Origin of the sequence: Pseudomonas sp. NPDC088368 (assembly GCF_044753445.1) — a bacterium.
GTDB classification, from domain to species: domain Bacteria; phylum Pseudomonadota; class Gammaproteobacteria; order Pseudomonadales; family Pseudomonadaceae; genus Aquipseudomonas; species Aquipseudomonas bambusae.
Map to the genome: position 1 here is coordinate 327,504 of NZ_JBIVNG010000004.1, position 24,722 is coordinate 352,225.

The 24,722-nt window shown below is 60.1% G+C and carries 20 protein-coding genes and 1 pseudogene; 17 read left to right on the top strand and 4 right to left on the bottom strand.

Features of this window, described 5'->3' with window-relative positions:
• The first annotated feature begins 106 nt into the window (after positions 1-106).
• The 15 genes and pseudogenes from serC (at position 107) to fabF (ending at position 18,412) form a co-directional block, all read left to right on the top strand.
• Positions 107-1,192: a 3-phosphoserine/phosphohydroxythreonine transaminase gene (serC, locus tag ACIQAL_RS10575; protein ID WP_401145035.1), complete on the top strand. Its 1,086-nt coding sequence runs from the start codon at positions 107-109 to the stop codon at positions 1,190-1,192.
• A complete protein-coding gene (gene pheA / locus ACIQAL_RS10580; protein ID WP_166596675.1) occupies positions 1,192-2,286 on the top strand; it encodes a prephenate dehydratase in 1,095 nt (364 codons plus the stop codon). The genes serC and pheA overlap by 1 nt, the downstream gene beginning before the upstream one ends.
• Before the next feature lie 138 nt (positions 2,287-2,424).
• Positions 2,425-3,537, top strand: a complete 1,113-nt coding sequence (gene hisC / locus ACIQAL_RS10585) for a histidinol-phosphate transaminase (RefSeq protein ID WP_401145037.1) — start codon at positions 2,425-2,427, stop codon at positions 3,535-3,537.
• Between the two features lie 40 nt (positions 3,538-3,577).
• Positions 3,578-5,785, top strand: a complete 2,208-nt coding sequence (locus tag ACIQAL_RS10590; protein ID WP_401145323.1) for a bifunctional prephenate dehydrogenase/3-phosphoshikimate 1-carboxyvinyltransferase — start codon at positions 3,578-3,580, stop codon at positions 5,783-5,785.
• Positions 5,782-6,471 carry a (d)CMP kinase gene (cmk, locus tag ACIQAL_RS10595; RefSeq protein WP_401145039.1) on the top strand — a complete coding sequence of 230 codons (690 nt, stop codon included), beginning with the start codon at positions 5,782-5,784 and terminating at the stop codon, positions 6,469-6,471. The genes ACIQAL_RS10590 and cmk overlap by 4 nt, the downstream gene beginning before the upstream one ends.
• A 121-nt stretch (positions 6,472-6,592) precedes the next feature.
• Positions 6,593-8,278 (top strand): annotated as a pseudogene (gene rpsA, locus ACIQAL_RS10600) (30S ribosomal protein S1).
• Positions 8,279-8,533: 255 nt separating this feature from the next.
• Positions 8,534-8,833 carry an integration host factor subunit beta gene (ihfB, locus tag ACIQAL_RS10605; protein WP_401145041.1) on the top strand — a complete coding sequence of 100 codons (300 nt, stop codon included), beginning with the start codon at positions 8,534-8,536 and terminating at the stop codon, positions 8,831-8,833.
• Between the two features lie 19 nt (positions 8,834-8,852).
• Entirely contained in the window at positions 8,853-9,092 is a 240-nt protein-coding gene (locus tag ACIQAL_RS10610; RefSeq protein WP_401145043.1) for a lipopolysaccharide assembly protein LapA domain-containing protein, read from the top strand.
• Between the two features lie 184 nt (positions 9,093-9,276).
• A complete protein-coding gene (locus ACIQAL_RS10615) occupies positions 9,277-10,719 on the top strand; it encodes an MBL fold metallo-hydrolase RNA specificity domain-containing protein (RefSeq protein ID WP_401145045.1) in 1,443 nt (480 codons plus the stop codon).
• Positions 10,720-10,981: 262 nt separating this feature from the next.
• Positions 10,982-12,355: a phosphomannomutase gene (locus ACIQAL_RS10620; RefSeq protein ID WP_401145047.1), complete on the top strand. Its 1,374-nt coding sequence runs from the start codon at positions 10,982-10,984 to the stop codon at positions 12,353-12,355.
• 114 nt (positions 12,356-12,469) lie between these two features.
• Entirely contained in the window at positions 12,470-13,486 is a 1,017-nt protein-coding gene (locus ACIQAL_RS10625) for a glycosyltransferase family 4 protein (protein WP_401145049.1), read from the top strand.
• A 103-nt stretch (positions 13,487-13,589) separates the two neighbouring features.
• Complete coding sequence (locus ACIQAL_RS10630) at positions 13,590-15,584, top strand: polysaccharide biosynthesis protein (protein ID WP_401145050.1); 1,995 nt, start codon at positions 13,590-13,592, stop codon at positions 15,582-15,584.
• A gap of 187 nt (positions 15,585-15,771) precedes the next feature.
• Entirely contained in the window at positions 15,772-16,104 is a 333-nt protein-coding gene (locus tag ACIQAL_RS10635; RefSeq protein WP_401145052.1) for a ComEA family DNA-binding protein, read from the top strand.
• Between the two features lie 183 nt (positions 16,105-16,287).
• Positions 16,288-17,094 (top strand): SDR family NAD(P)-dependent oxidoreductase, encoded by an 807-nt coding sequence (locus ACIQAL_RS10640; RefSeq protein WP_401145054.1) that lies wholly within the window; start codon positions 16,288-16,290, stop codon positions 17,092-17,094.
• A gap of 43 nt (positions 17,095-17,137) precedes the next feature.
• Complete coding sequence (gene fabF, locus ACIQAL_RS10645; RefSeq protein ID WP_401145056.1) at positions 17,138-18,412, top strand: beta-ketoacyl-ACP synthase II; 1,275 nt, start codon at positions 17,138-17,140, stop codon at positions 18,410-18,412.
• A gap of 61 nt (positions 18,413-18,473) precedes the next feature.
• On the opposite strand, the gene ACIQAL_RS10650 is transcribed toward fabF, so the two are convergent.
• The 4 genes from ACIQAL_RS10650 to dsbD form a co-directional block, all read right to left on the bottom strand.
• Positions 18,474-19,040 carry a TetR/AcrR family transcriptional regulator gene (locus ACIQAL_RS10650; protein ID WP_401145058.1) on the bottom strand — a complete coding sequence of 189 codons (567 nt, stop codon included), beginning with the start codon at positions 19,038-19,040 and terminating at the stop codon, positions 18,474-18,476.
• Between the two features lie 142 nt (positions 19,041-19,182).
• Positions 19,183-19,950, bottom strand: coding sequence for a thiol:disulfide interchange protein DsbG (gene dsbG, locus ACIQAL_RS10655; protein ID WP_371928572.1), 768 nt, complete (start codon positions 19,948-19,950; stop codon positions 19,183-19,185).
• Positions 19,947-20,780 (bottom strand): prolipoprotein diacylglyceryl transferase family protein, encoded by an 834-nt coding sequence (locus ACIQAL_RS10660; protein WP_401145060.1) that lies wholly within the window; start codon positions 20,778-20,780, stop codon positions 19,947-19,949. Before ACIQAL_RS10660 ends, dsbG begins: the two co-directional genes overlap by 4 nt.
• Complete coding sequence (gene dsbD / locus ACIQAL_RS10665) at positions 20,780-22,516, bottom strand: protein-disulfide reductase DsbD (RefSeq protein ID WP_401145061.1); 1,737 nt, start codon at positions 22,514-22,516, stop codon at positions 20,780-20,782. Before dsbD ends, ACIQAL_RS10660 begins: the two co-directional genes overlap by 1 nt.
• Before the next feature lie 169 nt (positions 22,517-22,685).
• Between dsbD and ACIQAL_RS10670 the strand changes: the two genes are divergently transcribed.
• Together ACIQAL_RS10670 and ACIQAL_RS10675 are read left to right on the top strand one after the other, a co-directional pair.
• Positions 22,686-23,369: a response regulator gene (locus tag ACIQAL_RS10670; protein WP_401145062.1), complete on the top strand. Its 684-nt coding sequence runs from the start codon at positions 22,686-22,688 to the stop codon at positions 23,367-23,369.
• A complete protein-coding gene (locus ACIQAL_RS10675) occupies positions 23,366-24,694 on the top strand; it encodes an ATP-binding protein (protein ID WP_401145064.1) in 1,329 nt (442 codons plus the stop codon). Before ACIQAL_RS10670 ends, ACIQAL_RS10675 begins: the two co-directional genes overlap by 4 nt.
• Positions 24,695-24,722: the final 28 nt, after the last annotated feature.

Genomic DNA, 24,722 nt, shown 5'->3' on the forward strand with positions numbered 1-24,722 from the left:
GACGTTGTACTTGAGGGCCCTTGCAGGGCCCTCTTGGCTTTGGCCAGCCCTTGCGCAAGCCTGGTGGCCAGGCCGTTTCGAATTCTACGAGTTGACGAGAGTGGATATGAGCAAGCGAGCCTTTAACTTCTGCGCCGGCCCTGCCGCGCTTCCTGATGCTGTTCTGCAGCGCGCCCAGGCTGAAATGCTGGATTGGCACGGCAAGGGCTTGTCAGTGATGGAGATGAGTCATCGCAGCGACGACTACACCGCCATCGCCGAAAAGGCTGAGCAAGACCTGCGCGAGCTGCTGTCCGTCCCCTCCAACTACAAAATCCTCTTCCTGCAAGGTGGCGCGAGCCAGCAATTCGCTGAGATTCCGCTGAACCTGCTGCCGGAAAACGGCACGGCCGATTACATCGAAACCGGCATCTGGTCGAAAAAGGCCATTGAAGAAGCCCGTCGCTTCGGTAATGTCAATGTCGCGGCCAGCGCCAAGCCATTCGACTACTTGGCGATTCCTGGCCAGAACGAATGGAACCTGACCAAAAACGCCGCTTATGTTCACTATGCTTCCAACGAAACCATTGGCGGCCTGCAGTTTGACTGGGTGCCTGAGACTGGCGACGTTCCGCTGGTGGTCGACATGTCTTCGGACATCCTGTCGCGCCCGATCGACGTCTCGCAGTTCGGCCTGATCTACGCCGGTGCCCAGAAAAACATCGGCCCGAGCGGCCTGGTGGTGGTGATCGTTCGCGAAGACCTGCTGGGTCGAGCCCGCAGCAGTTGCCCGACGATGCTCGATTACAAGATATCCGCCGACAACGGCTCAATGTACAACACCCCGGCCACCTATTCCTGGTACCTGTCGGGCCTCGTCTTCGAGTGGCTGAAAGAGCAGGGCGGTGTTGATGCGATGGAGAAGCGCAACCGGGCGAAGAAAGACCGTCTGTACGGTTTCATCGATGCCAGCGACTTCTACACCAACCCGATCAGCCACAACGCCCGTTCGTGGATGAATGTGCCGTTCCGTCTGGCGGACGAGCGTCTGGACAAGGCGTTTCTGGCCGGTGCCGAAGAGCGTGCGCTGCTCAACCTCAAGGGTCACCGTTCGGTGGGCGGCATGCGCGCCTCGATCTACAACGCCCTGGGCCTGAACGCCGTCGAAGCGCTGGTGGCCTACATGGCTGAATTCGAGAAGGAACACGGCTGATGTCTGAACAAGAACTCAAGGCGCTGCGCGTCCGCATCGACAGCTTGGACGAAAAGGTTCTGGAGCTGATCAGCGAACGTGCTCGCTGCGCGCAGGAAGTGGCGCGTGTGAAAATGGCCAGCCTGGCAGAAGGCGAGGAGCCGGTGTTCTACCGCCCCGAGCGTGAAGCTGCCGTGTTGAAGCGCGTCATGGAGCGCAACCGTGGCCCGCTGAGCAATGAAGAGATGGCGCGGCTGTTTCGCGAAATCATGTCGTCCTGCCTGGCGCTGGAACAGCCGCTCAAGGTCGCGTATCTCGGCCCTGAAGGCACGTTCACGCAGGCGGCGGCGCTGAAACACTTCGGCCATGCCGTGATCAGCAAGCCGATGGCCGCTATCGACGAAGTGTTCCGCGAAGTGGCCGCCGGTGCAGTCAACTTCGGTGTGGTCCCAGTGGAAAACTCCACCGAAGGCGCGGTCAACCACACGCTGGACAGCTTCCTCGAACACGACATGGTCATCTGTGGCGAAGTCGAGTTGCGCATTCACCATCACTTGCTGGTGGGCGAAAACACCAAGACCGACAGCATCAGCCGCATTTATTCCCACGCTCAGTCGCTGGCCCAGTGCCGCAAGTGGCTGGACGCGCATTACCCGAACGTCGAGCGTGTCGCGGTTTCCAGCAACGCCGAAGCTGCCAAGCGCGTGAAGGGCGAGTGGAATTCCGCAGCCATCGCGGGTGACATGTCTGCGGGCCTGTACAACCTCACGCGCATCGCCGAGAAGATCGAAGACCGCCCGGACAACTCGACGCGCTTCCTGATGATCGGCAACCAGGAAGTGCCGCCAACCGGCGACGACAAGACGTCGATCATCGTGTCGATGAGCAACAAGCCGGGTGCGCTGCATGAGTTGCTGGTGCCTTTCCATGAGAACGGCATCGACCTGACCCGCATCGAGACCCGGCCTTCGCGCAGCGGTAAATGGACCTACGTGTTCTTCATCGATTTCGTCGGCCATCACCGGGACCCGCTGATAAAGGCGGTATTGGAGCGGATCAGCCAGGAAGCCGTGGCGCTCAAGGTGCTGGGTTCCTATCCGAAAGCCGTTCTCTAAGCGGCGCTGATCGCACACGATTTCTGTAGCAGCCCGGCTTGTCGGCGGTGACGGACTTGAAATCGCCACCGTCTCTGCGCCGGGTTGCCTCGGCCTGAGACTGCGCGATTGTTGTTTTACTAAGAGGTAATGCGGTAAATGAGCGGCGACTTCCTCGCGCTGGCGCAGGCCGGTGTGCAAAAACTATCGCCTTACGTTCCCGGCAAGCCGGTGGACGAACTGGCGCGTGAACTGGATATCGATCCGGCTCGCATCATCAAACTGGCCAGTAACGAAAACCCGCTGGGCGGCAGTCCGAAAGCGCTGACAGCGATTCGTGAAGCGCTGGCCGAGCTGACCCGTTACCCCGATGGCAACGGCTTTGACCTCAAGCAGTTGTTGGCCGAGCGTTGCGGCGTCAAACCCAATCAAGTAACGCTGGGCAACGGCTCTAACGACATCCTCGAAATCGTTGCCCGTGCCTATCTGGCTCCCGGCCTGAACGCGGTGTTCAGCGAACACGCCTTCGCGATCTACCCGATTGTCACCCAGGCCGTCGGCGCCGATGCTCGCGTGGCAAAAGCCAAGGATTGGGGGCATGACCTCCCGGCCATGCTCGCCGCCATCGACAGCAATACCCGAGTGGTCTTCATCGCTAACCCGAACAACCCGACCGGCACCTGGTTTGGCCCGCAGGCGCTGGCCGATTTTCTCGCTGCCGTGCCCAAAGACGTGCTAGTGGTGCTGGACGAGGCCTACATCGAGTACGCCTCAGGCACTGAGTTGCCGGACGGCCTGAGTTTCCTGGCCGACTACCCGAACCTGCTGGTCTCGCGGACTTTTTCCAAGGCTTACGGCCTGGCGTCTTTGCGTGTGGGCTACGGCCTGTCTTCGCCGGTCGTGGCCGACGTATTGAACCGTGTTCGTCAGCCGTTCAACGTCAACAGCCTCGCGCTGGTCGGAGCCTGTGCCGCGCTGGACGATGTGGCGTTCGTTGCAGAAAGTCGTCGCCTGAATGAAGCCGGCATGCAGCAACTGGAAGAAGCTCTGCGCCAAATGGGCCTGGGCTGGATTCCGTCCAAGGCCAACTTCATCGCCGTCGATCTGGGCCGTGAAGCGGGCTCCGTTTATGAGGGGCTGCTGCGCGAGGGCGTGATCGTGCGTCCGGTGGCGGGTTACGGCATGCCCAACCATCTGCGCGTCAGCATTGGTCTGCCCGCCGAGAACGCCCGCTTCCTTGAAGCCTTGAGCAAGGTTCTGGCGCGTGGTTGATGTCATGTCGGATGTCACGGCAGTGCAATCGACTGCGCCTATGATCGGCCGCCTGGTGGTGGTCGGGCTCGGTTTGATCGGGGGGTCGTTCGCCAAAGGTTTGAAAGAAAGCGGCCTGTGTCGCGAGGTAGTAGGCGTCGATCTCGACCCTCAATCGCGCAAGCTGGCCGTCGAACTGGGTGTCGTTGATCGCTGTGAAGACAATCTTGCTGCCGCCTGCGTCGGTGCCGATGTCATCCAATTGGCCGTGCCGATACTGGCGATGGAAAAACTGCTGGGCGTGCTCGCGACCCTCGACCTCGGTGATGCCGTGCTGACCGACGTGGGCAGCGCCAAAGGCAATGTCGTGCGCGCCGCTTGCGAGGTGTTCGGTGCGATGCCTGCGCGTTTTGTGCCGGGCCACCCGATTGCCGGCTCCGAGCAGAGCGGTGTCGAGGCCTCGAACGCTCAGCTGTTCCGTCGGCACAAGGTCATCCTCACCCCGCTGCCTGAAACCGATCCCGCTGCGTTGGCGCTCGTTGACCGGATGTGGTCGGCGTTGGGGGCCGACGTTGAGCACATGCAGGTCGAGCGGCACGACGAAGTCCTCGCGGCGACCAGCCATCTGCCACATTTGCTGGCCTTTGGTCTCGTGGATTCGCTGGCCAAGCGCAACGAAAACCTGGAAATCTTCCGCTACGCAGCGGGCGGCTTCCGAGACTTCACCCGAATCGCGGGCAGCGATCCGGTCATGTGGCACGACATCTTCCTCGCCAACCGCGAGGCCGTGCTGCGCACCCTGGACACTTTCCGTCATGACCTCGATGCATTGCGAGACGCCGTGGATGCGGGCGACGGCCATCAACTGCTCGGCGTATTCACCCGTGCTCGCGTGGCCCGCGAACATTTCGGCAAAATCCTCGCACGCCGTGCTTATGTCGAGAAAGTGGCTGCGGATGACCTGACGTTTGTGGCTCAGCCGGGCGGCAGCGTGCGTGGCCAGATCCGTGTGCCGGGCGACAAATCGATTTCCCACCGCGCAATCATGCTGGGTTCCCTCGCCGAAGGCACCACGGAAGTCGAAGGCTTTCTGGAAGGTGAAGACGCGCTGGCCACGTTACAGGCCTTCCGCGACATGGGTGTGGTCATTGAAGGCCCGCACCATGGGCGTTTGACCATTCACGGTGTCGGCCTCAACGGGCTGAAGCCTGCGCCGGGTCCTATCTATCTCGGCAATTCCGGCACCTCGATGCGCCTGCTTTCCGGCTTGCTGGCGGCGCAGCGTTTCGACAGCGTGCTGACGGGCGACGTGTCGTTGTCCAAGCGCCCGATGGGGCGAGTGGCCGAACCGTTGCGGGAAATGGGGGCCGTGATCGACACCGCCGCCGACGGTCGCCCGCCGCTGACCATTCGCGGCGGCCAGTCGTTGAAAGGTATTTCTTACGTGATGCCGATGGCCAGCGCGCAGGTCAAATCCTGCCTGCTGCTGGCCGGTTTGTACGCCAACGGCACGACAACCGTCACTGAGCCTGCGCCCACCCGCGACCACACTGAGCGTATGCTGCGTGGTTTCGGGTACCCAGTCGCGGGCAATGGCGCGACCGCGTCGGTCGAAGCGGGCAGCACGCTCAAGGCGACGCGCATCGAAGTGCCCGCCGACATTTCCTCGGCGGCGTTTTTCCTGGTCGCTGCGTCGATCGCCGAAGGCTCTGACCTGTTGCTCGAACACGTGGGCGTCAATCCGACACGGACTGGCGTGATCGACATCCTCCGCTTGATGGGCGCGGACATTTCCGTGCAGAACCTGCGCGAAGTGGGTGGCGAACCCGTGGCTGATCTGCGCGTGCGTCACGCTGCGCTCAAGGGCATCGTGATTCCCGAGGCGCTGGTGCCGCTGGCCATCGACGAGTTTCCCGTGATCTTCGTCGCCGCTGCGTGCGCCACAGGGCGAACCGTATTGCGAGGTGCGCAAGAATTGCGCGTCAAGGAATCCGACCGCATCCAGGTCATGGCCGAGGGTCTCGCCGCCTTGGGCGTGAGGGTTGAACCGACCGCCGATGGCCTCATTATTGAAGGCAGCAAGATCGGCGGCGGTGAAGTCAACGGTCATGGTGATCATCGTATTGCCATGGCTTTCAGTATCGCGTCGTTGCGCGCGTCAGCCCCGATTCGTATCCGGGACTGCGCCAATGTGGCGACGTCTTTCCCCAATTTCCTGGCGCTCTGCGGCCAGGTGGGTATTCGTGTAGCGCAAGAGGGGCAATCGTGAAAGCTCAAGCTCCGGTCATTACGATCGACGGACCAAGCGGTTCCGGAAAAGGAACAGTAGCCGGTCTGCTGGCCAAACGTCTGGGTTGGTGCTTGCTGGATTCAGGCGCGCTGTATCGTCTGCTGGCATTTGCGGCCCGCAATCATGGGGTCGATTTGACCAACGAAGAGGCACTCAAGCTGCTGGCTGCGCACCTGGACGTGCAATTCGAGGCCGCGACGGACGATCACGGTCAGCGCATCATTCTCGAAGGCGAAGAAGTGACCTTGGCCATCCGCAACGAGCAGATCGGCAGTGGCGCCTCGCAGGTGGCCTCGCTGCCAGCGGTGCGTGAAGCGCTGCTCCAGCGCCAGCGTGCGTTTCAGGAGTTTCCGGGCCTGATCGCCGATGGCCGCGACATGGGCACGGTGGTCTTTCCCGCCGCGCCGCTGAAGATTTTCCTGACGGCCAGTGCCGAAGAGCGTGCCCGTCGCCGATATTTGCAGTTGAAGGCGAAAGGGGACGATGTTAGTCTGTCGAGTCTGCTAGATGAGATACGTGTCCGCGACGAGCGCGACACCCAGCGAGCGGTAGCCCCGCTCAAACCGGCGCATGACGCCATCCAGCTGGATTCCACCGAATTGTCCATCGAGCAGGTGCTGGAACGCATCCTGAGTGAAGTCGCGCTTCGCGATCTCGCTGGATGACCAAGGAGCCATGTGGGAGACCAGTCACAGTCCCGCAGGCTTCCTTTCATATGAACGAAACCCACGTTGTCTGGAGCGTGGCAGATAGGCGGATTCTTCGCCTTTATCAACAGGAATTAAAATGAGCGAAAGCTTTGCAGAACTCTTTGAAGAAAGCCTGAAAACCCTCAATCTTCAGCCGGGTGCGATCATCACCGGTATCGTTGTCGACATCGACGGCGACTGGGTTACCGTACACGCTGGCCTGAAGTCCGAGGGCGTCATCCCGCTCGAGCAGTTCTACAACGATGCTGGCGAACTGACCATCAAGGTCGGTGACGAAGTACATGTTGCGCTGGACGCGGTCGAAGACGGCTTTGGCGAAACCAAACTGTCCCGCGAAAAAGCCAAGCGTGCTGAGTGCTGGATCGTTCTGGAAGCCGCTTTCGCAGCTGAAGAAGTGGTCAAGGGCGTTATCAACGGTAAGGTTAAAGGCGGCTTCACTGTCGACGTTAACGGCATCCGTGCGTTCCTGCCAGGTTCTCTGGTTGACGTCCGTCCAGTGCGCGACACCACGCACCTGGAAGGCAAAGAGCTGGAATTCAAGGTCATCAAGCTGGACCAGAAGCGCAACAACGTTGTCGTTTCCCGTCGCAGTGTCCTGGAAGCCGAGAACAGCGCCGAGCGCGAAGCTCTGCTGGAATCCCTGCAGGAAGGTCAGCAAGTCAAAGGTATCGTCAAGAACCTCACCGATTACGGCGCATTCGTCGATCTGGGTGGCGTCGATGGCCTGCTGCACATCACCGACATGGCCTGGAAGCGCATCAAGCATCCATCGGAAATCGTCAACGTTGGCGATGAGATCGATGTAAAAGTCCTGAAGTACGATCGTGAACGCAATCGTGTTTCCCTGGGCCTGAAGCAACTGGGTGAAGACCCATGGGTTGCTATCAAGGCACGTTACCCAGAAGGCACTCGCGTCACTGCACGCGTTACCAACCTGACCGACTACGGCTGCTTCGCAGAGCTGGAAGAAGGCGTGGAAGGCCTGGTACACGTTTCCGAAATGGACTGGACCAACAAGAACATCCACCCTTCGAAAGTCGTACAAGTCGGCGACGAAGTGGAAGTCATGGTTCTGGACATCGACGAAGAGCGTCGTCGTATCTCCCTGGGCATCAAGCAGTGAAAATCTAACCCATGGGAAGATTTCTCTGGCCAGTTCAACAAGGGCGACAAGATCTCCGGCACCATCAAGTCGATCACCGATTTCGGTATCTTCATTGGTCTGGACGGCGGCATCGACGGTCTGGTTCACCTGTCCGACATCTCCTGGAACGAAGTGGGCGAAGAAGCCGTGCGTCGCTTCAAGAAGGGCGACGAGCTCGACACCGTGATCCTGTCGGTTGATCCTGAGCGTGAGCGCATCTCGCTGGGTATCAAGCAACTGGAAAGCGATCCGTTCTCCGAGTACGTCACTGTCAATGACAAAGGCGCTATCGTTCGCGGTACCGTTAAAGAAGTTGACGCCAAAGGCGCCATCATCACTCTGGCCGACGACATCGAAGCCACTCTGAAAGCTTCCGAAATCAGCCGTGACCGCGTTGAAGACGCGCGTAACGTTCTGAAGGAAGGCGAAGAGATCGAAGCCAAGATCATCAGCGTCGACCGCAAGAGCCGCGTAATCAGCTTGTCCATCAAGTCGAAAGACGTTGAAGACGAGAAAGAAGCGATTCAGAGCCTGCGTAGCAAGCCTGAAACCGCTGAGAACACAGGTCCTACCACTCTGGGTGACCTGCTGCGTGCTCAAATGGAAAAACAGAACTGAGTTCTGTCTGACCATTGAAAAAGGGCGACTTCGGTCGCCCTTTTTTGTGGGCGATGGTTTATGGGGGAACAGCCCCTCGAAGCGCCAATGGGTGTATTCCGCCAAGCCCCGGATTGACAAGGCCTGGACTGGATAATGGCCTCTTGCCTGGAAACGCTGTTCACATAAGTGGAAACATGGGCTGTTCAAAAACCTTAGGTCGTGCTAAAACCTTCAAAGCGCTTTACCTAGCTGCTTGAAAAAGAAGGGAAAAATATGACGAAGTCGGAGTTGATCGATCGAATTGTCACCCATCAAGGACTGCTCTCATCCAAAGATGTGGAGCTGGCCATCAAGACCATGCTTGAGCAGATGTCGCAGTGCCTCGCCACCGGCGACCGTATTGAGATACGGGGCTTTGGCAGTTTCTCCCTGCATTACCGCGCGCCTCGCGTGGGTCGCAACCCCAAGACCGGGCAGTCCGTCAGCCTCGACGGCAAGTTCGTTCCTCATTTCAAGCCGGGCAAAGAGCTGCGCGACCGGGTGAACGAAGACGAGGAACAGGAACTCCAATAGCCGTTGGAGGGAATACTCGATGCGAAATCTTAAACGTTTGATATTTTTTGTCGTCGTGCTGCTGATCGTGGCAGCGACGGTTGTGTTCATGCTTGAAAACCAACAGCCAGTGGCGTTGGTGTTTTTTGGCTGGGCGGCCCCTGAACTGTCGGTGGCTGTGCCGGTGATCTTCGCGCTCTTGGTGGGGATGCTGATCGGTCCTTTTCTGGCGTGGGCCACACGGCTTCGCCGGAAATCCAAATCGTCACGCTTGGCCTGAATATCGCGGCCTGGGGCCGCCTGAATTTCCAGGAGTGCGGTATTTCATACGCACTAACATTTCCTGTCAGGAAATGTATTCCCGAATGCTTCCGAAAACTCTCGCAAAACCTTAACGGCTGAAGCCTGTATTCGGCACGGTTAAGCTGCGCCGCTTTTCAGCCAGCGGATAGGGAAGGAAGCTCATGATTTATCCAGACATCATTCATCACGGCGCAGGGGAGGGGGTCACAGGCTCCTGTCACCAATTGCAGCTGGATGCCGCTCATGGCCTGTTGATTGACTGCGGTTTGTTTCAAGGTCTTGAAGCGGGTTTCCGGGAACGTATCGGCATGTCGGCGGCGGTCGAATTTTCTGTCGAGACCCTGAAGTTGCTGATCGTGACGCATGTCCACGCTGATCATGTCGGCCGCATTCCCCAGTTGTTGGCAGCGGGTTTCAAAGGGCCAATCCTTTGCAGTGAGGCTTCTGCCAAATTGCTGCCTTTGGTGCTTGAGGATGGCTTCAGGCTGGAATTGGGTCGCGATAAGCAACAGATCGACCGTTACCTGAAGCTGATCAATGAACGCGTCGTTGCGGTTCCGTTCGATACTTGGTTCAGCGTTGTTGAAACCCCCGAAGTCACTTGTCGTATCCGTTTACAGCGCGCCGGTCATATTCTGGGTTCGGCCTATGTCGAATGCGATGTCAGTTACCCCCTTGAGCAGCGTCGCCAGCGTGTGGTGTTTTCCGGAGACCTGGGTTCATCCCACACGCCGATTTTGCCCGATCCCCAATCTCCCGAGTGCGCCGACGTGCTGGTGCTGGAAAGCACTTACGGCGATCGTCTGCATGAAGACCGCGCCACCCGGCAAGTCCGTCTTGAAGCCGTCATTGACAAGGCGTTGGCAGACCATGGCACCGTGCTGATCCCGGCATTCAGTGTGGGGCGGACTCAAGAGTTGCTGTATGAAATTGAAGATATCCTGCACCGCAAGGCGTTATCGGGCCTGAGCGAGGTATCCTCCTCGGTGGACACAGCACTGCCGGTCAATTGGCCGCTATTGCCGGTGATCCTCGATTCGCCGCTGGCTCAGCGATTGACTCAGGTGTATCAGTCCTTTGATGACATGTGGGATGAGGAAGCCGTCGTGCGGCTCGGTAGCGGCCGTAAGCCCCTCGGCTTCAAACAGTTGATCACGATCAACAGCCACGCCCAGCATCTGCAAACCGTGAATTATCTGGCAAGTACAGGGCGGCCGGCGATTGTCATTGCCGGTCACGGGATGTGCGCGGGTGGACGAATCGTTGATTACCTCAAGGTCATGCTGGGTGATCCGCGCCACAACGTAGTGTTCACGGGGTATCAGGCGAAGGGCACCCCCGGGGCGGCCATTCAGGCTTATGGGCCAAAAGGTGGCTACGTCGAGCTCGACAAACAACGTTATGAGATAAAGGCCGGTGTGGAAAACCTCGGTGGCTACTCTGCCCATGCTGACCAAAAAGGTCTGGTGGACTTCGTCATGGGCATGGACGTGTTGCCGTCCGAAATCCGGCTGGTCCACGGCGAGCCGGAGGCGAAAAAAAAGCTCAAGCAGAAGCTGGAAGCCGGCAGTGCCCATCGTTCGCATCGTCCCGTGGTGACGTGATGCATGTCTTGCGACGCTCATCACACCGTCACTGAATGGCCTGTATCGTTTTGATGGCGTGGGATGGCTTTATCAAATCATTCGAGACGGTTTTCTCCGTTTCGAAGATAATTACGTCTCAGTGATTAACAAAACTCGATTTTTACTGCCTAACCCTCGCCTCAAGCTGTTGTGCGCGAGGGTAGCGTGCAGTCCGATGGATGGGCTGCTTCATACTGAACAGAGGAACCTTCGGGTTTTTTCGTCGCATAGGTTTTTACACATGAATCCCGACTATCCCGTTATTCAGACCCGTTGCTTCAAAGCCTACGATATCCGTGGCCAGGTCCCCAATGATCTGGACGCAGACATCGCCTATCGGATTGGGCGCTCCATGGTGGTCGAACTGGGTGCCAAAAATATCGTGGTCGGCAGAGACATGCGTCTCGAAAGTCCGGCGCTGGCCCAGGCCTTGACCCAAGGCATCCTGGACGCTGGCGCGGACGTGATTGACATCGGCTTGTGCGGTACCGAAGAAGTCTATTTTGCGACCAGCCACTACGCCGCAGATGGCGGGGTGATGGTCACTGCCAGTCATAACCCCAAGGGTTACAACGGCATGAAACTGGTCAAGGGCGAATCCCGTCCGATCAGTGGCGACACCGGCCTCGATGCCATTCGCCAGCGAGTAGACGCCGGCGACCTCGGCACGGTCGCCGCACAGTCAGGTAGCGTCAAATCATGGCCCGACAAAGGCGCTTACATCAAGCACCTGCTCAACTATGTCGAAGGCGCCGAATTGCGTCCGTTGAAAATCCTCGCGGACCCTGGCAATGGCGCCGTCGGCCCTGCGCTGCAAGCGATCAAATCGCAGTTGCCCTTCGAATGGGTGATCATCAACGCCGAGCCCGACGGCAATTTCCCCAATGGCGTGCCCAACCCGCTTCTGCCCGAAAACCGCAGCATCACCCGTGATGCCTTGCTCGAACACAAGTGTGACCTGGGACTCGCGTGGGATGGCGACTTCGACCGCTGCTTCTTCTTCGATGAGCGCGGCCGTTTCGTCGAAGGCTACTACCTGGTCGGTCTGCTCGCGGAAATGCTACTCAAACAGCACCCAGGCTCGAAGATCATTCATGACCCGCGCCTGACCTGGAACACCATCGATCAGGTCAATCTGGCGGGTGGCACGCCGGTGCTGTGCAAGACCGGTCACGCCTTTATCAAAGAACGCATGCGCAAGGAAGACGCGGTGTACGGCGGCGAGATGAGCGCGCACCACTACTTCCGCGACTTCGCCTACTGCGACAGCGGCATGATCCCTTGGCTCTTGGTAACGGCGCTGATGTCCGTTTCCGGCAAGACGTTCTCTCAACTGGTGGATGAACGCATGGCCGCCTATCCGTGCAGCGGCGAGATCAACTACAAGGTGACGGACGTCAAAGCCATAATCGGCAAAGTGCTGGACCATTACACCCCGATGTGCTCGAACATCGACAAAACGGATGGCATCAGCCTTGAATTCCCCGAATGGCGCTTTAACCTGCGCGGCTCCAACACTGAGCCGCTGCTGCGCCTGAACGTCGAAAGCCGACGCGACCCACAGCTGGTCGAGGCCAAGGTCAAGGAAATCGAGCAACTGCTCAACGGCGGCTGATCGAACACGGTGGTGGCCCTGATGCTCCCGGCATCCGGGGCCGTCGCTGTTTTTTTATTGAAATGACAGTGGTAGCGGCAATCAGGCGGTCGACCTTTTTATAACGGATCAAAAATGAATCATGGGTGGTTGGCGGTCGCTGTAATCGGTTGTTCTTTCGCGTGTACCTACTGGCTTCGGCGCTATGCATTGCATAAAAGCCTGCTGGATATTCCCAATGGGAGAAGCTCGCATACCGTCCCGACGCCTCGTGGCGGCGGTGTAGCCATTGTCGTGAGCTACCTGGTGGCGCTCGCGGTGCTGTTCGGTGAAGGCGTGCTGAGTTCAGCGGCGTTTGCGGCCATGGCGGGGGCTGGTCTGGGTATCGCAGCTCTTGGTTTTCTGGACGATCACGGGCATGTCGCTGCGCGTTGGCGTCTTCTGGGCCATTTTTTCGCCGCCATCTGGGCATTGTGCTGGCTGGGCGGGCTGCCGCCGGTGACCTTTTTCGGTGCAACGTTTGAGTTGAGTTGGATCGGCCATGGGCTGGCGGCGCTCTTTCTGGTGTGGTTGCTGAACCTCTATAACTTCATGGACGGCATCGATGGCATTGCCAGTGTCGAAGCGGTCTGCGTGTGCCTGGGGGCCGCGCTGATCTACCTCTTGGGTGACCATGCCGAGATGACGTGGCAACCGTTGCTGCTGGCAGCTGCGGTTTTCGGTTTCCTGATCTGGAACTTTCCCCCTGCGAAAATCTTCATGGGGGATGCCGGAAGCGGTTTTTTGGGCATCATATTGGGCGTTCTGTCACTGCAGGCCGCGTGGATTTCCTCGCAGTTACTCTGGGCATGGCTTATTCTTCTCGGGGTTTTCATCGTAGACGCTACAGTTACCCTCATCCGTCGCCTCGTCCGAGGAGACAAGATCTATGAGGCTCACCGAAGTCATGCTTACCAATTCGCCTCGCGCAAATATGGCAAGCACCTTCCAGTGACGTCCGCAGTCGGTGTAATCAACCTGTTCTGGCTTTTGCCGGTCGCCATTGCGGTCACCCACTTCGGTGTCGATGGGGCGACCGGCCTGATCGTCGCCTATGTCCCGTTGGTGATCCTGGCGATCGGGTTCAGGGCAGGACAACTTGAACGGAGCTGAATGCCCCGTCGGGCGGCAGGGGTGGTGTATTTCTTGCGTAATGCTGGAATCAAGCACCCATGTTTCAGGTCGATAGGAGATTGAACTCGTGATCGAGGGATTCATGGAAAAGTTGCGCGTCATGTTGCTCGCGTTGCCGCGTCGTTATAAACGAATCATTCAGGTCGCGACAGACGTCTGCCTGGTCTGGTTCGCGCTGTGGATGGCCTTCGTGGTCCGCCTCGGCATCGACGACCTGATCAATCCACTGACCATTCACACCTGGCTGTTTGCTAGCGCGCCTGTCATTGCCATTCCCTTGTTCATCCGAATTGGCATGTACCGGGCGGTCATGCGCTATTTCGGCAATGACGCGCTGGTGGCGATCATCAAGGCGGTCAGCCTGTCGGCGCTGATTCTGGGCGTTGTCGTGTATCTCTACAGCAACCATCAGCACGTCGTGCCGCGCTCGGTGATGTTCAACTACTGGTGGCTGAGCCTGGTGATGATCGGTGGCCTGCGCCTCGCAATGCGTCAGTATTTTTTGGGCGACTGGTTCTCCGCCGTGCAGCATGTGCCTTTCGCTACGCGGGACGACGGATTGCCGAAAGTCGCGATCTATGGCGCAGGCGCAGCAGGCAACCAGTTGGTGGCGGCGCTTCGGATGGGCCGCTCAATGCGTCCCGTGGCCTTCATCGACGACGATGATTCCATCTCCAATCGGGTGATTTCCGGGCTGCAGGTGTACAAGCCTAAGCACATCCAGCAAATGATCGACGTGACCGGGGCGCAGGAGATACTGCTGGCAATCCCGTCCTCGGCCAGAGCGCGTCGTCGGGAAATCCTCGGGTTTCTGGAAGGGTTCCCGCTTCACGTGCGCAGTGTGCCGAATTTTTCCGATCTGGCCGCTGGCCGGGTGAAAGTCGATGACCTTCAGGAAGTCGACATCGCTGACCTGTTGGGACGCGATGCCGTTCCTGCCCAGGAAGACCTGCTGGAGCACTGCATCAAGAATCAATGCGTGCTGGTGACCGGGGCGGGTGGCTCGATCGGTTCGGAGCTGTGCCGTCAGATCGTGTTGCACAAACCCACCACGCTGTTGCTGCTGGATCACAGCGAGTTCAACCTCTACACGATCCTCTCGGAGCTGGAGCGACGCATTGCGCGGGAGTCCCTGAAGGTCAAAGTGCTGCCGATCCTTGGCTCCGTGCGTAACCATGCCAAGTTGCTGGACGTGATGAAGACCTGGCAAGTGGACACTGTCTACCACGCTGCGGCCTACAAACACGTGCCAATGGTCGAGCACAATATTGCCGAAGGCGTGATCAACAACGTGGTGGGGACGCTGAACGCGGCGCAGGCGGCGTTGCAGGCGGGGGTTTCCAACTTTGTGCTGATCTCCACCGACAAGGCCGTGCGGCCCACCAACATCATGGGCAGCACCAAGCGGCTGGCCGAGCTGATCTTGCAGGCATTGAGCCGCGAAACAGCGCCGGTGATGTTCGGCGATCGGGCGAACGTGCACCAGGTGAACAAGACCCGATTCATCATGGTGCGCTTCGGCAACGTGCTGGGCTCGTCCGGCTCGGTGATTCCGCTGTTCCACTCGCAGATCAAATCCGGCGGTCCCCTGACCGTTACGCACCCGAAAATCACCCGGTACTTCATGACCATTCCAGAAGCCGCGCAATTGGTGATTCAGGCGGGTTCGATGGGGCAGGGCGGCGACGTGTTTGTGCTCGACATGGGCGAGCCGGTGAAAATCATCGAACTGGCCGAGAAAATGGTTCATCTGTCGGGGCTCAGCATCCGTTCAGACAAGAACCCTCAGGGCGACATCTCCATCGAATTCACCGGGCTGCGTCCGGGTGAGAAGCTTTACGAGGAGCTGTTGATCGGCGACAACGTGGCGGTGACCAGTCACCCGATGATCATGAGCGCTCAAGAGGATCATCTGTCGTGGGATGCGTTCAAGCAGAGCCTGACGCTGCTGCTCAAGGCGCTGGATGACGATGATTACGACAAGGTGCGCCAGATCCTGGGCGATACGGTCAGCGGCTACGCACCGGAAGGTGAAATCGTCGACTGGATTCACCTACAGCGCCGTCACGAGCCGTGAGTCCGACACTTCCGCTTACGCTGTGATTTCCTCTGCTTAATCGCTGTAGCGCCCGTATTGCTTAGGCTTGCGGGCGTTACACATCCCGTCACTCATCCCCGCATTGACCCTTCATGACCATCGTCTAGGTTTGGAAAACAGCTCAGGAATGCTGTTTCCCCACCCACGATGTCATGGAGCGTTAATCATGCGTATGTCCTATCTGTCGTCCCTCCTGTTCGGCCTGCTGGCCAGCACTTCCGTTGCCATCAACGCGGCACCCGCCACTTCGGCAACTCCCACTACCCCCGCGCCTGCGGTTGCTGCACCTTCGGAGCAGAGCGAGCGTATCAACCTCAACACCGCCTCTGCGGAAGCCCTGCAAAAAACGCTGTCAGGAATCGGTGCAGCCAAGGCGGAGGCGATCGTCGCCTATCGTGACGAAAACGGCGCGTTTACATCGGTCGATGAGTTGATCGAAGTCAAAGGTATCGGCAAGGCATTGCTGGACAAAAACCGGGATAAGCTCGCCATCGACTGACCGCTGCAGGGCATGGAAAAGACCGATCATTGATCGGTCTTTTTTTTTTGCCGTAGATCGGGGCTTGTCTCTGTGGCGGAGCGGCAAGGGGTTGACATTGAAAATGTCGTTCAACATATAATTTTCTAAATTATGGGCGTAATATGCGCTCGTTGCTATTCTCACTGTCCACGGAGAAACCCCATGAGCACGACCCACACCCAAGGTACAGCCCTGATCACCGGCGCTTCTTCAGGCATCGGTGCCACGTACGCGAACCGGTTGGCCAAACGGGGATACAACCTGTTGTTGGTCGCACGGGATCAGACACGGCTTGAGGCGCTGGCCGCCGATCTGCGCAAAACCACGTCCGTCAACGTTGAAGTGCTCAAGGCCGATCTCACCGACGCGTCGGATATTTCCACGGTCGAGCAACGCTTGCGCAACGACGCTTCGATCACGCTGCTGTTGAACAATGCGGGTGTGGCCTCCAACAGTCCGTTGGCAGAGGCCGACCTGAACGAGGTCAATCGCCTTATTCAGCTCAATATCGTGGCGCTGACTCACCTGGCGTCGGCCGCAGCGGCTGGCTTCCTGGCGCGTGGCCGTGGCGCTATCGTCAATATCGCCTCGGTGGTGCCGATGATCCCCGAACGCTTCAACGCCGTGTACACCGCCAGCAAGGCCTATGTCCTGAGCCTGACCCAGTCGTTGAACGCTGAGATTGGCGACAAGGGCGTGCAGGTCCAGGCCGTCATGCCTGGGGCGACGCGCACCGAAATCTGGGAGCGCGCAGGCATGGATCTGAACGCATTTCCCCCTGAGATGGTGATGGACGTGAACGAGATGGTTGACGCGGCCCTGACCGGATTCGATCAGAAAGAGCTGGTGACCATTCCATCGCTGGCCAACGCTGCCGACTGGGATGCTTTCGTCAACGCGCGCTTGGCACTGGGTCCGAATCTTTCGTTGCAGCACGCGGCAGCGCGCTACAAAACGCCAGGCGCTTGAATGGGCGTCGGGTCTACGTACTGAAAGCTGAAAAGGTGAACGCATGAGCGAACGTCGCATTGTAGTGACGGGGATGGGACTGGTGACGCCATTGGGCACCGGGGTCGAGGCTGTATGGCGCCGATTGCTTGAAGGGCGTTCCGGCATCGTCCGGTTGCCTGACGAAACCGTGGCGGATTTACCTGGCAAAGTGGGTGGCGTCGTGCCACTGCTGGCTGACGACCCCGAGGCGGGGTTCGACGCCGACAAGGCAGCGCCCCCCAAAGAACAGAAGAAAATGGACCGCTTCATTCTGTTCGCCCTCGCGGCGGCTCAGGAAGCGGTCGCGCAGGCAGGCTGGACCCCTTCGACAGAAGAGGAGCGTGAGCGCACGGCAACGATCATCGGCTCCGGCATCGGCGGCTTCGTGTCCATTTCGGATGCCGTACGCACCACCGATGCCCGTGGCCCGCGCCGACTGTCGCCGTTCACCATCCCGTCGTTTCTGGTCAACCTGGCCGCGGGGCATGTGTCGATTCAGCACGGCTTCAAAGGTCCGTTGGGCGCACCGGTGACGGCGTGTGCCGCTGGGGTGCAAGCCATTGGCGACGCGGCGCGGATGATTCTGGCGGGTGAGGCCGACGTCGCCATCTGTGGCGGCGCTGAAGCCTGTGTTGATCGCGTGGCGCTGGGCGGCTTTGCGGCGGCGCGGGCGTTGTCGAGCGACTTCAACGACACGCCAGAGCGTGCGTCCCGCCCCTTTGATCGTGATCGCGACGGGTTTGTCATGGGCGAGGGCGCAGGCATCGTCGTGATCGAAACCCTGGAGCACGCGCTGGCCCGGGGTGCGAAACCCATCGTCGAGCTGGTGGGTTACGGCACCAGCGCCGATGCCTATCACCTGACGGCAGGTCCGGAAGATGGCAGCGGGGCGCGTCGGGCGATGCAGGCGGCGATTCGTCAGGCGGGCATCAAACCGTCAGACATTCAGCACCTCAACGCGCACGCCACCTCCACGCCGGTGGGTGACAAAGGAGAAATGGCGGCGATCAAAGCGCTGTTCGGCGACCAAAATGGCATCGCGGTCACTTCTACCAAATCCGCAACCGGGCACTTGTTGGGTGCAGCGGGCGGGATCGAAGCGATCTTCACTGCGTTGGCCATTCGTGACCAGATCGCCCCGATGACGCTCAATCTGGACAATCCGGACGAAGCCGCCACGGGGATCGACATCGTGCACGGCGAGGCACGCCCGATGGCGATCGAGTACGCATTGTCGAACGGGTTCGGCTTTGGCGGGGTGAACGCCAGCGCGCTGTTCCGACGCTGGCATCCTTGAGGCAACGAAAAAGCCCCTGACGGTCATGTCAGGGGCTTTTTCATATCAGGCTTCGGCGATTTCAAGCTTCGGCGATTTGCTGCTTCAGTTGCTCGCGGGTGGTTTGCAGGATGCGCTCGGCCAGTTGCGGGTCTTTTGCACTGCGAGCGAGCACCATCGCCCCAACAAGACCCGCCATGATCATCACGCTTTTACCGCTGCTCTCCTGTTGGGTCGGCATGCCGGTTTCGAGGGTGGACAGCATGCGGTGGATCAGTTCGTCGGTGATCTCGCTCGGCTGGCCGCGCTGGCCCAGTTCCGACGACATGGTGGTCAACGGGCAGCCTTCTTCCGGTTGAGTCCGGTGCTCGGGTGCCAGGTACATGTCGATGAACGCTGCGGCGGATTCGTCTCCCGCCAGCTTTGCGGCCCGTGATTCATTCAATTGGTCGACGGCACACCGCAGTGCTTTCTCGACCAGATCGTCCTTGGATTTGAAATGGGCATAAAAGCCACCATGAGTCAGGCCCAGTGCCTTCATCAATGGCTGCAAACCGGTGGCGCCGATGCCGTCACGACGAAAGCGTGAAGCCGCTTCGTGAAGGATGCGCTGATGGGTCTGGGCTTTATGATCTTCGGCGTAACGCATTGAACGAGCCTCCCGCTTTGGCTCTTGAAATGGTGATCGACATTTTTACACGTATGGTGCGCCGATGCAGTATCCACTTTTCGAGCCAGGTTGCCATTGGTCAGAAGGTCACACTCAGAAGGTCAGCGTCAGAACGTTGGTTTCACTTCGGCCCCATCATCTTCGCCAGCACTTCGGGCCGCGGCGCGCCTTGCTGTTGTTGCAGATGGCCGGCGGCGTCCTTGTAGAAAATCGACGGGGTCGCTGACAGGCCGAGGTCGGTCATCAGCTTCATGTTGGCGTCGAGCTTGGCCTGAATGTCCTTGGGAATCGTGGACATTGCTTTGAGGGTGCTGCTCTGGCCTGCCTGCTCGTGTTTTTGCAGTGCGGTTTCAGGGTTGGCGTCGGCAAGGAGGGTGGCGGCCTTGGCTGCGCTGTCTTCGCGGATCACGCCGACCATGATGTGGCGCAACTGGACCTTGCCGGATTTGACCCATGGCCGCGCCTGTTCCCAGAACATGTTGCAGTAAGGACAGTTGGCGTCGCTGAACAGGTAGATGACCTTGGGCGCGGTTTTGGCGCCATCGGCGATCCAGGTGCTGTTCTCCATCTGGCTCCACATTTCCTTGGTCATGGGCTCATAGACCAGTTTTTGCAGCGGCGCTTCGCTCAGGTCTTCGCCTTTCTCATCGAACAGGTTCCCGGCCAGTACGTGTTTACCATCGGACGTCAGGTAGAACGCCATGGCCTGTTGTTGGTACTGCGCGGCATAGCCTTTCAGCCCGCCCGGCGCATCGAACGTGCCTTTGATGGTGGCGCCCTTGGCTTCCAGCGCCTTGATCGGTGCGGGCAATTCTTCGGCCTGTGCCCAAGCGCCTTGCAGCGCGATCAAGCCCGAGGCGGCCAAAACGGAAAGTCGCATGAAACTCATTGAATGCTCCTTGAAAGAGAGGGCGGTGGTTCGCTGATGACGTCCAGAGAATGCCGGAGGCTGGCGCTGGACAGTTCGCCCATGTGCGTCCCCGACAGGCGTCCGTCAGGGGTATAGAAAAGGGTGGTCGGCAGGGCGGCTGATCCCACGTGCTCCGCCAATTGGCCGTTGACGTCGAACAACACGTTGTCCAGATGCAGACCTTGGCTCGCGAAAAAAGTCGCGACGTCGCGGGGCGTTTCCCCCTGATTGATGAACAGGAAAGTCACGTCGGCGCTGGCCTGTTGCGCGGCCTGCAAGACGGGCATTTCGCGGCGACAGGGCGGGCACCAGGTTGCCCAGAGGTTGACCACCAGCGGCTTGCCCTGAAAATCCCGGACGTGCACCGGCTGGCCCGCAGCGTTGAGCACGGCCATGTCAGGCAGCCGGGCATCCGCGTGCAACACGCTCATCCCCCATCCTGCCAGCCACCAGAACAGCAGGCCGCTCGCCACGCCTGCCCCCAACGGCTTTCGCACGGCGGGCCGGTTCCAGCCCCAGATCACGGTGCCGATCAGAACCGTCACGAGCCCGGGCCAGACCAGAAACCCGCCATCACGGATGTCGATGATATTGAAGGGGTGGCGCCGGTATTGGCTCCAGTAGGCAATCACGAAACCGAGCCGCGCGACCAGCACGCCGACCACGAACAGGCCAAAGATCGCGCGCTCGGGATTCACCTTCCGCCTGCGTCCGAAGAGCCAGCCCACCAGCGTTGCCAGCGCCAACGCGCCGAGCAACAGCAGGTGATCAATCGCCAGTGCGAAAGGGCCGAGGGCGACGCTCAGCATCAGCCGTGCTCCCGCGTGGCTTGCCATTGCCGGGTGAAGGCTTTGTCATCGACTTCGCCGGTGATGCGTCGTTCGCGGCGTTCAATTCCATCGGGACCGATCCAGAGCAGCGTCGGCGGACCGGGCACCTGGTAGCGCTGGAGCAATTCACGGCTGGCGTCGTTGTCGGCCGTCACGTCCAGCCGCAGCAGGCGCACGCCGCTCAACGCTTGAATCACCTCGTCTTTGCCGAACACGGTTTTCTCCATGATCTTGCAGGAGATGCACCAGTCGGCGTAGTAATCCACCAGCACCCATTGACCGCTGGCCTTGGCGTCCGCCAACTCGCGGTCGAGCGCGGCGGGGTCTTTGAGGGTGGTGAAGGCGTCGTGACGTTCGGCGCTGCCGCCGGACCGAGACCCGCTGTAAACCTTCAAGGGCTGCCACGGATCGTCGCCGCCACCGGCTGCGCCGACCAACATCATTGCGCCCCACAGCCCCAGTATCAGACCGACAGGTGCGGCGATCAGCGCGGCGCGTTTCAACGTCCGGGTCTGCACAATGGCGCTGTACGCAACGATCAGCAGCAGGCCACCAAACAGCGCTAGCCAAAGGCTTTCCGACAGCAGCGGACGGATCATGATCAACGCCGTGCCGAGCAGCAAAAAGCCAAACACACCTTTCACCAGATCCATCCATGCCCCCGGTTTCGGCAGGAAGCGATTGCCCAAGGTGACGATCAGCAGCAGCGGCAGACCAATGCCCAAGCCCATCACGAACAGCACCAGCGCGCCGTGCAGGGCATTGCCGCTCTGCGCGATGTAAAGCAAGGCGCCCGCGAGTGGGGCCGTCATGCACGGACCGACCATCAAGCCTGACAACGCGCCCAAAACCCCCGCGCCAACCAGACTGCCGCCCTGACGCTGGCGCCCGGCGTTTTCCAGCCGGTCGCGCAAAAAAGCGGGCAGTTGCAGTTCGAAGAAACCGAACATGGGCAGTGACAAGAGAACGAACAGCCCGGCGAAGCTGCCCAGCAACCACGGCTGTTGCAGGGTCGATTGCAGATTGCCGCCGAGCAGCGCCGCGACCACCCCCAGCCCGGCGTAGATCAGCGCCATGCTCAGCACGTACACTCCGGCCAATGCGAAGCCCCGGCGAGGTCGGGCACCGCTGCCCACCACCACGCCCGCCAGGATGGGCAGCATCGGCAGGGAACAAGGGGTGAACGCCAGCAGCAGGCCCAGCCCGAAGAAGATCAACAGGCTCCAGCCCAGCGAGCGTTCCTGAAGGGTGCTGGCCAGCGCCTGATCCTGCGCCTGGCCGTCGACAACATTGGCGTTGCCGCCGCCCAGGTCGACCGTCTGGCTTTGCGGCGGATAGCACAACCCTGCATCCGCACAGCCTTGCCAGCCGACTTTCACTTGGCCGGTGGCAGACGCGGGGATGACCAGTTCCAGGCCTTGTCGATAGACCTGTTGCTGGCCGAAATACTCGTCGTTGTGGTCTTCGCCCGTCGGGAGCGTCGGTTGCTGGTCGGGTTTCAGACCGTCGAATTTGAGGCGTTTCTGGTAGAGGTAATAACCGTCGGCGATCTGCCAAAACAGCCGGGTTTCGCCGGATTGCAGGCGTTCTGAGCTGAACATGAACGCCTGTCCGACCGGCAGAAAATCAGGCTTCTTGTTGAAAAGATCCCCGCCCGGTAGCGCCTGAGCCAACAATGGAATTAACAGAAGCACCAGAACCCACAACCTGCGCATGCCCAACCTCGGTCGATTATTGATGGCGTGAGGGTGAAGGGAGGTGATTAAGGCCTGATTAACGGTGGCGTGATCGCGATCCCTTCCCGCTTCTGGCCGCAGGCGGGGATCGTGCATAATCCACCCTTAATCCCACCCTGTTCCAATCGCCTTTTTTCGAGGCCGCCTCATGCACGTACTGCTCTGTGAAGACGACGACCTGATTGCCAGCGGTATAGTGGCCGGTCTGGATGCCCAAGGCCTGACGGTGGATCGGGTGGCGACGGCGTCCGCAGCGCGGGCGATGCTGGCGGCGGCGCATTTCGACGTCATGGTGCTGGACCTTGGTCTGCCCGACGAAGACGGCCTCAAATTGCTGCGCCAGTTGCGCCAGCAGGGCACCGACATTCCCGTGCTGATCCTTACCGCACGCGACACCGTCACCGACCGCGTTGATGGCCTTCAGGCCGGGGCCGACGATTACCTGCTCAAACCCTTTGACCTGCGCGAGCTGAGCGCGCGCCTGCACACGCTGGTGCGGCGCATGGCCGGGCGCAGTGTCAATGTCATCGAACACGGTGTGTTGACCTACGACCCCAGCAGCCGCGAAACCCGCCTCGCCGGTCAGCCAGTGGACCTCTCGCGCCGCGAGCAGGCGCTGCTTCAAGCCCTGCTCAACAACAATGGCCGTGTGCTCTCCAGCGAACAGCTCAAGGACTGCGTGTACGGGTTCGGCGACGAAGTCGAAAGCAACGCTCTCAACGTGCACATTCACCACCTGCGCCGCAAACTCGGCGGCGGCATCATCGAAACGGTTCGTGGCCTGGGCTACCGGCTGGGGCCGGCTGGAGACGTGCCGGAGCCACAACGATGATGAGCTTGAGAACCCGCCTCAGCCTGACGCTGGGCTCGGCGTTCATCGTCATCTGGGTGCTGGCGGCGGCGTGGATGCTGCGCGACTTGCGCATGCAGATGATGGAATCCCTCGACCAGCGGCTAGAAGCCTCGGCGCGCATGGTCGCCGGGCTGCTCGAACAGATGCAGATGCCCACCGACGGCGATGGCAAAACCCTGCGCGCCGGGGAGTTGAGCATTCCCAATGGCATGGCCTGCCAGCTGAGTTCGTTGCGCGGCCAAGTGCTGGCGCGCACCGAAAGTTCGCCTGCGGAGCCGTTGAAAGCCGACTCCAGCGGCTTCGTCGATCAGATGATCAACGGCGAGCATTGGCGCGTGTACACGATGATGCACGGCAACGTGCGGGTCAGTACGGCGGACCGGCAGATCGAGCGGGATGTCCTCGGCCATTCGGTGCTGCTCGCGGCCTCGGTGCCGGTGCTGGTGGCGCTGTTCGGCAGTCTGATTCTGGTCTGGTTCGGCATCGGCCGAGGGCTGGCGCCGTTGAACCGAATGCGGGATGCGCTGAACCGACACAGCGCCGATTCCGTGGAGCCGCTGGATGTGCCCAATCTGCCCAGCGAACTGCAGCCCTTGCTGGTCAGCCAGAACCAGCTGTTCCAGCGCATTGCTCAGACGCTAGAGCGCGAACGCCGGCTGACGGGGGACGCGGCTCACGAACTGCGCAGCCCGCTGACTGCCATCAAGACCCACCTGCAAGTGGCGCGCATGACCGAGGGTGAAAAGCGCGACAGGTCGCTGGCTCATGCGGAAGAGGGCGCCGACCGCATGCACCGGACCCTTGAACAGCTCCTGTTGCTGGCACGGGTCGAGGGCAGTCTGTCGTTCGACGATGGCGTGCAGTGCGATGCCGAAAAGGTCGCGCGGCTGGCCATCCATGACGCCAACCATGGCGATGACTCGCGCATCGAGCTGATCCTGCCGTCGCAGTTATCCACAGCACCGGTCGAAATGCCGGCTGCGCTGGCCGTGGCGGCATTGCGCAACCTGTTGGACAACGCCCTGCGCCACACCCAGGCAGGCGCACGGGTCGAATTGAGCGTGGAAACATTCAACGGTCATGCGCATTTCCGCGTGCGGGATTACGGGCCGGGGATTCCTGAGCCGGACCTCGACAAACTGACCCAGCGCTTTTGGCGCAACGGCAAAAGCCCGGGTGCGGGGCTCGGGTTGGCCATCGTGCAGGCCATCGTTCAGCGCTGCGATTGTTCGCTGAAATTCGACAGCCGCAGTGACGGGTTGCGTGTGGAATTGAGCGTGCCATTGCGGCGGTCCGGCGCCTGATCCTTCCTGATGAGAGCCGAATAAGGCG

Excerpts from the sequence above, each read along its gene's own strand:
- serC (WP_401145035.1), top strand. The coding sequence starts at position 107 with ATGAGCAAGCGAGCCTTTAACTTCTGCGCCGGCCCTGCCGCGCTTCCT.
- pheA (WP_166596675.1), top strand. The coding sequence starts at position 1,192 with ATGTCTGAACAAGAACTCAAGGCGCTGCGCGTCCGCATCGACAGCTTG.
- hisC (WP_401145037.1), top strand. The coding sequence starts at position 2,425 with ATGAGCGGCGACTTCCTCGCGCTGGCGCAGGCCGGTGTGCAAAAACTA.
- ACIQAL_RS10590 (WP_401145323.1), top strand. The coding sequence starts at position 3,578 with ATGATCGGCCGCCTGGTGGTGGTCGGGCTCGGTTTGATCGGGGGGTCG.
- ihfB (WP_401145041.1), top strand. The coding sequence starts at position 8,534 with ATGACGAAGTCGGAGTTGATCGATCGAATTGTCACCCATCAAGGACTG.
- ACIQAL_RS10610 (WP_401145043.1), top strand. The coding sequence starts at position 8,853 with ATGCGAAATCTTAAACGTTTGATATTTTTTGTCGTCGTGCTGCTGATC.
- ACIQAL_RS10615 (WP_401145045.1), top strand. The coding sequence starts at position 9,277 with ATGATTTATCCAGACATCATTCATCACGGCGCAGGGGAGGGGGTCACA.
- ACIQAL_RS10620 (WP_401145047.1), top strand. The coding sequence starts at position 10,982 with ATGAATCCCGACTATCCCGTTATTCAGACCCGTTGCTTCAAAGCCTAC.
- ACIQAL_RS10625 (WP_401145049.1), top strand. The coding sequence starts at position 12,470 with ATGAATCATGGGTGGTTGGCGGTCGCTGTAATCGGTTGTTCTTTCGCG.
- ACIQAL_RS10630 (WP_401145050.1), top strand. The coding sequence starts at position 13,590 with ATGGAAAAGTTGCGCGTCATGTTGCTCGCGTTGCCGCGTCGTTATAAA.
- ACIQAL_RS10635 (WP_401145052.1), top strand. The coding sequence starts at position 15,772 with ATGCGTATGTCCTATCTGTCGTCCCTCCTGTTCGGCCTGCTGGCCAGC.
- ACIQAL_RS10640 (WP_401145054.1), top strand. The coding sequence starts at position 16,288 with ATGAGCACGACCCACACCCAAGGTACAGCCCTGATCACCGGCGCTTCT.
- fabF (WP_401145056.1), top strand. The coding sequence starts at position 17,138 with ATGAGCGAACGTCGCATTGTAGTGACGGGGATGGGACTGGTGACGCCA.
- ACIQAL_RS10650 (WP_401145058.1), bottom strand. The coding sequence starts at position 19,040 with ATGCGTTACGCCGAAGATCATAAAGCCCAGACCCATCAGCGCATCCTT.
- dsbG (WP_371928572.1), bottom strand. The coding sequence starts at position 19,950 with ATGAGTTTCATGCGACTTTCCGTTTTGGCCGCCTCGGGCTTGATCGCG.
- ACIQAL_RS10660 (WP_401145060.1), bottom strand. The coding sequence starts at position 20,780 with ATGCTGAGCGTCGCCCTCGGCCCTTTCGCACTGGCGATTGATCACCTG.
- dsbD (WP_401145061.1), bottom strand. The coding sequence starts at position 22,516 with ATGCGCAGGTTGTGGGTTCTGGTGCTTCTGTTAATTCCATTGTTGGCT.
- ACIQAL_RS10670 (WP_401145062.1), top strand. The coding sequence starts at position 22,686 with ATGCACGTACTGCTCTGTGAAGACGACGACCTGATTGCCAGCGGTATA.
- ACIQAL_RS10675 (WP_401145064.1), top strand. The coding sequence starts at position 23,366 with ATGATGAGCTTGAGAACCCGCCTCAGCCTGACGCTGGGCTCGGCGTTC.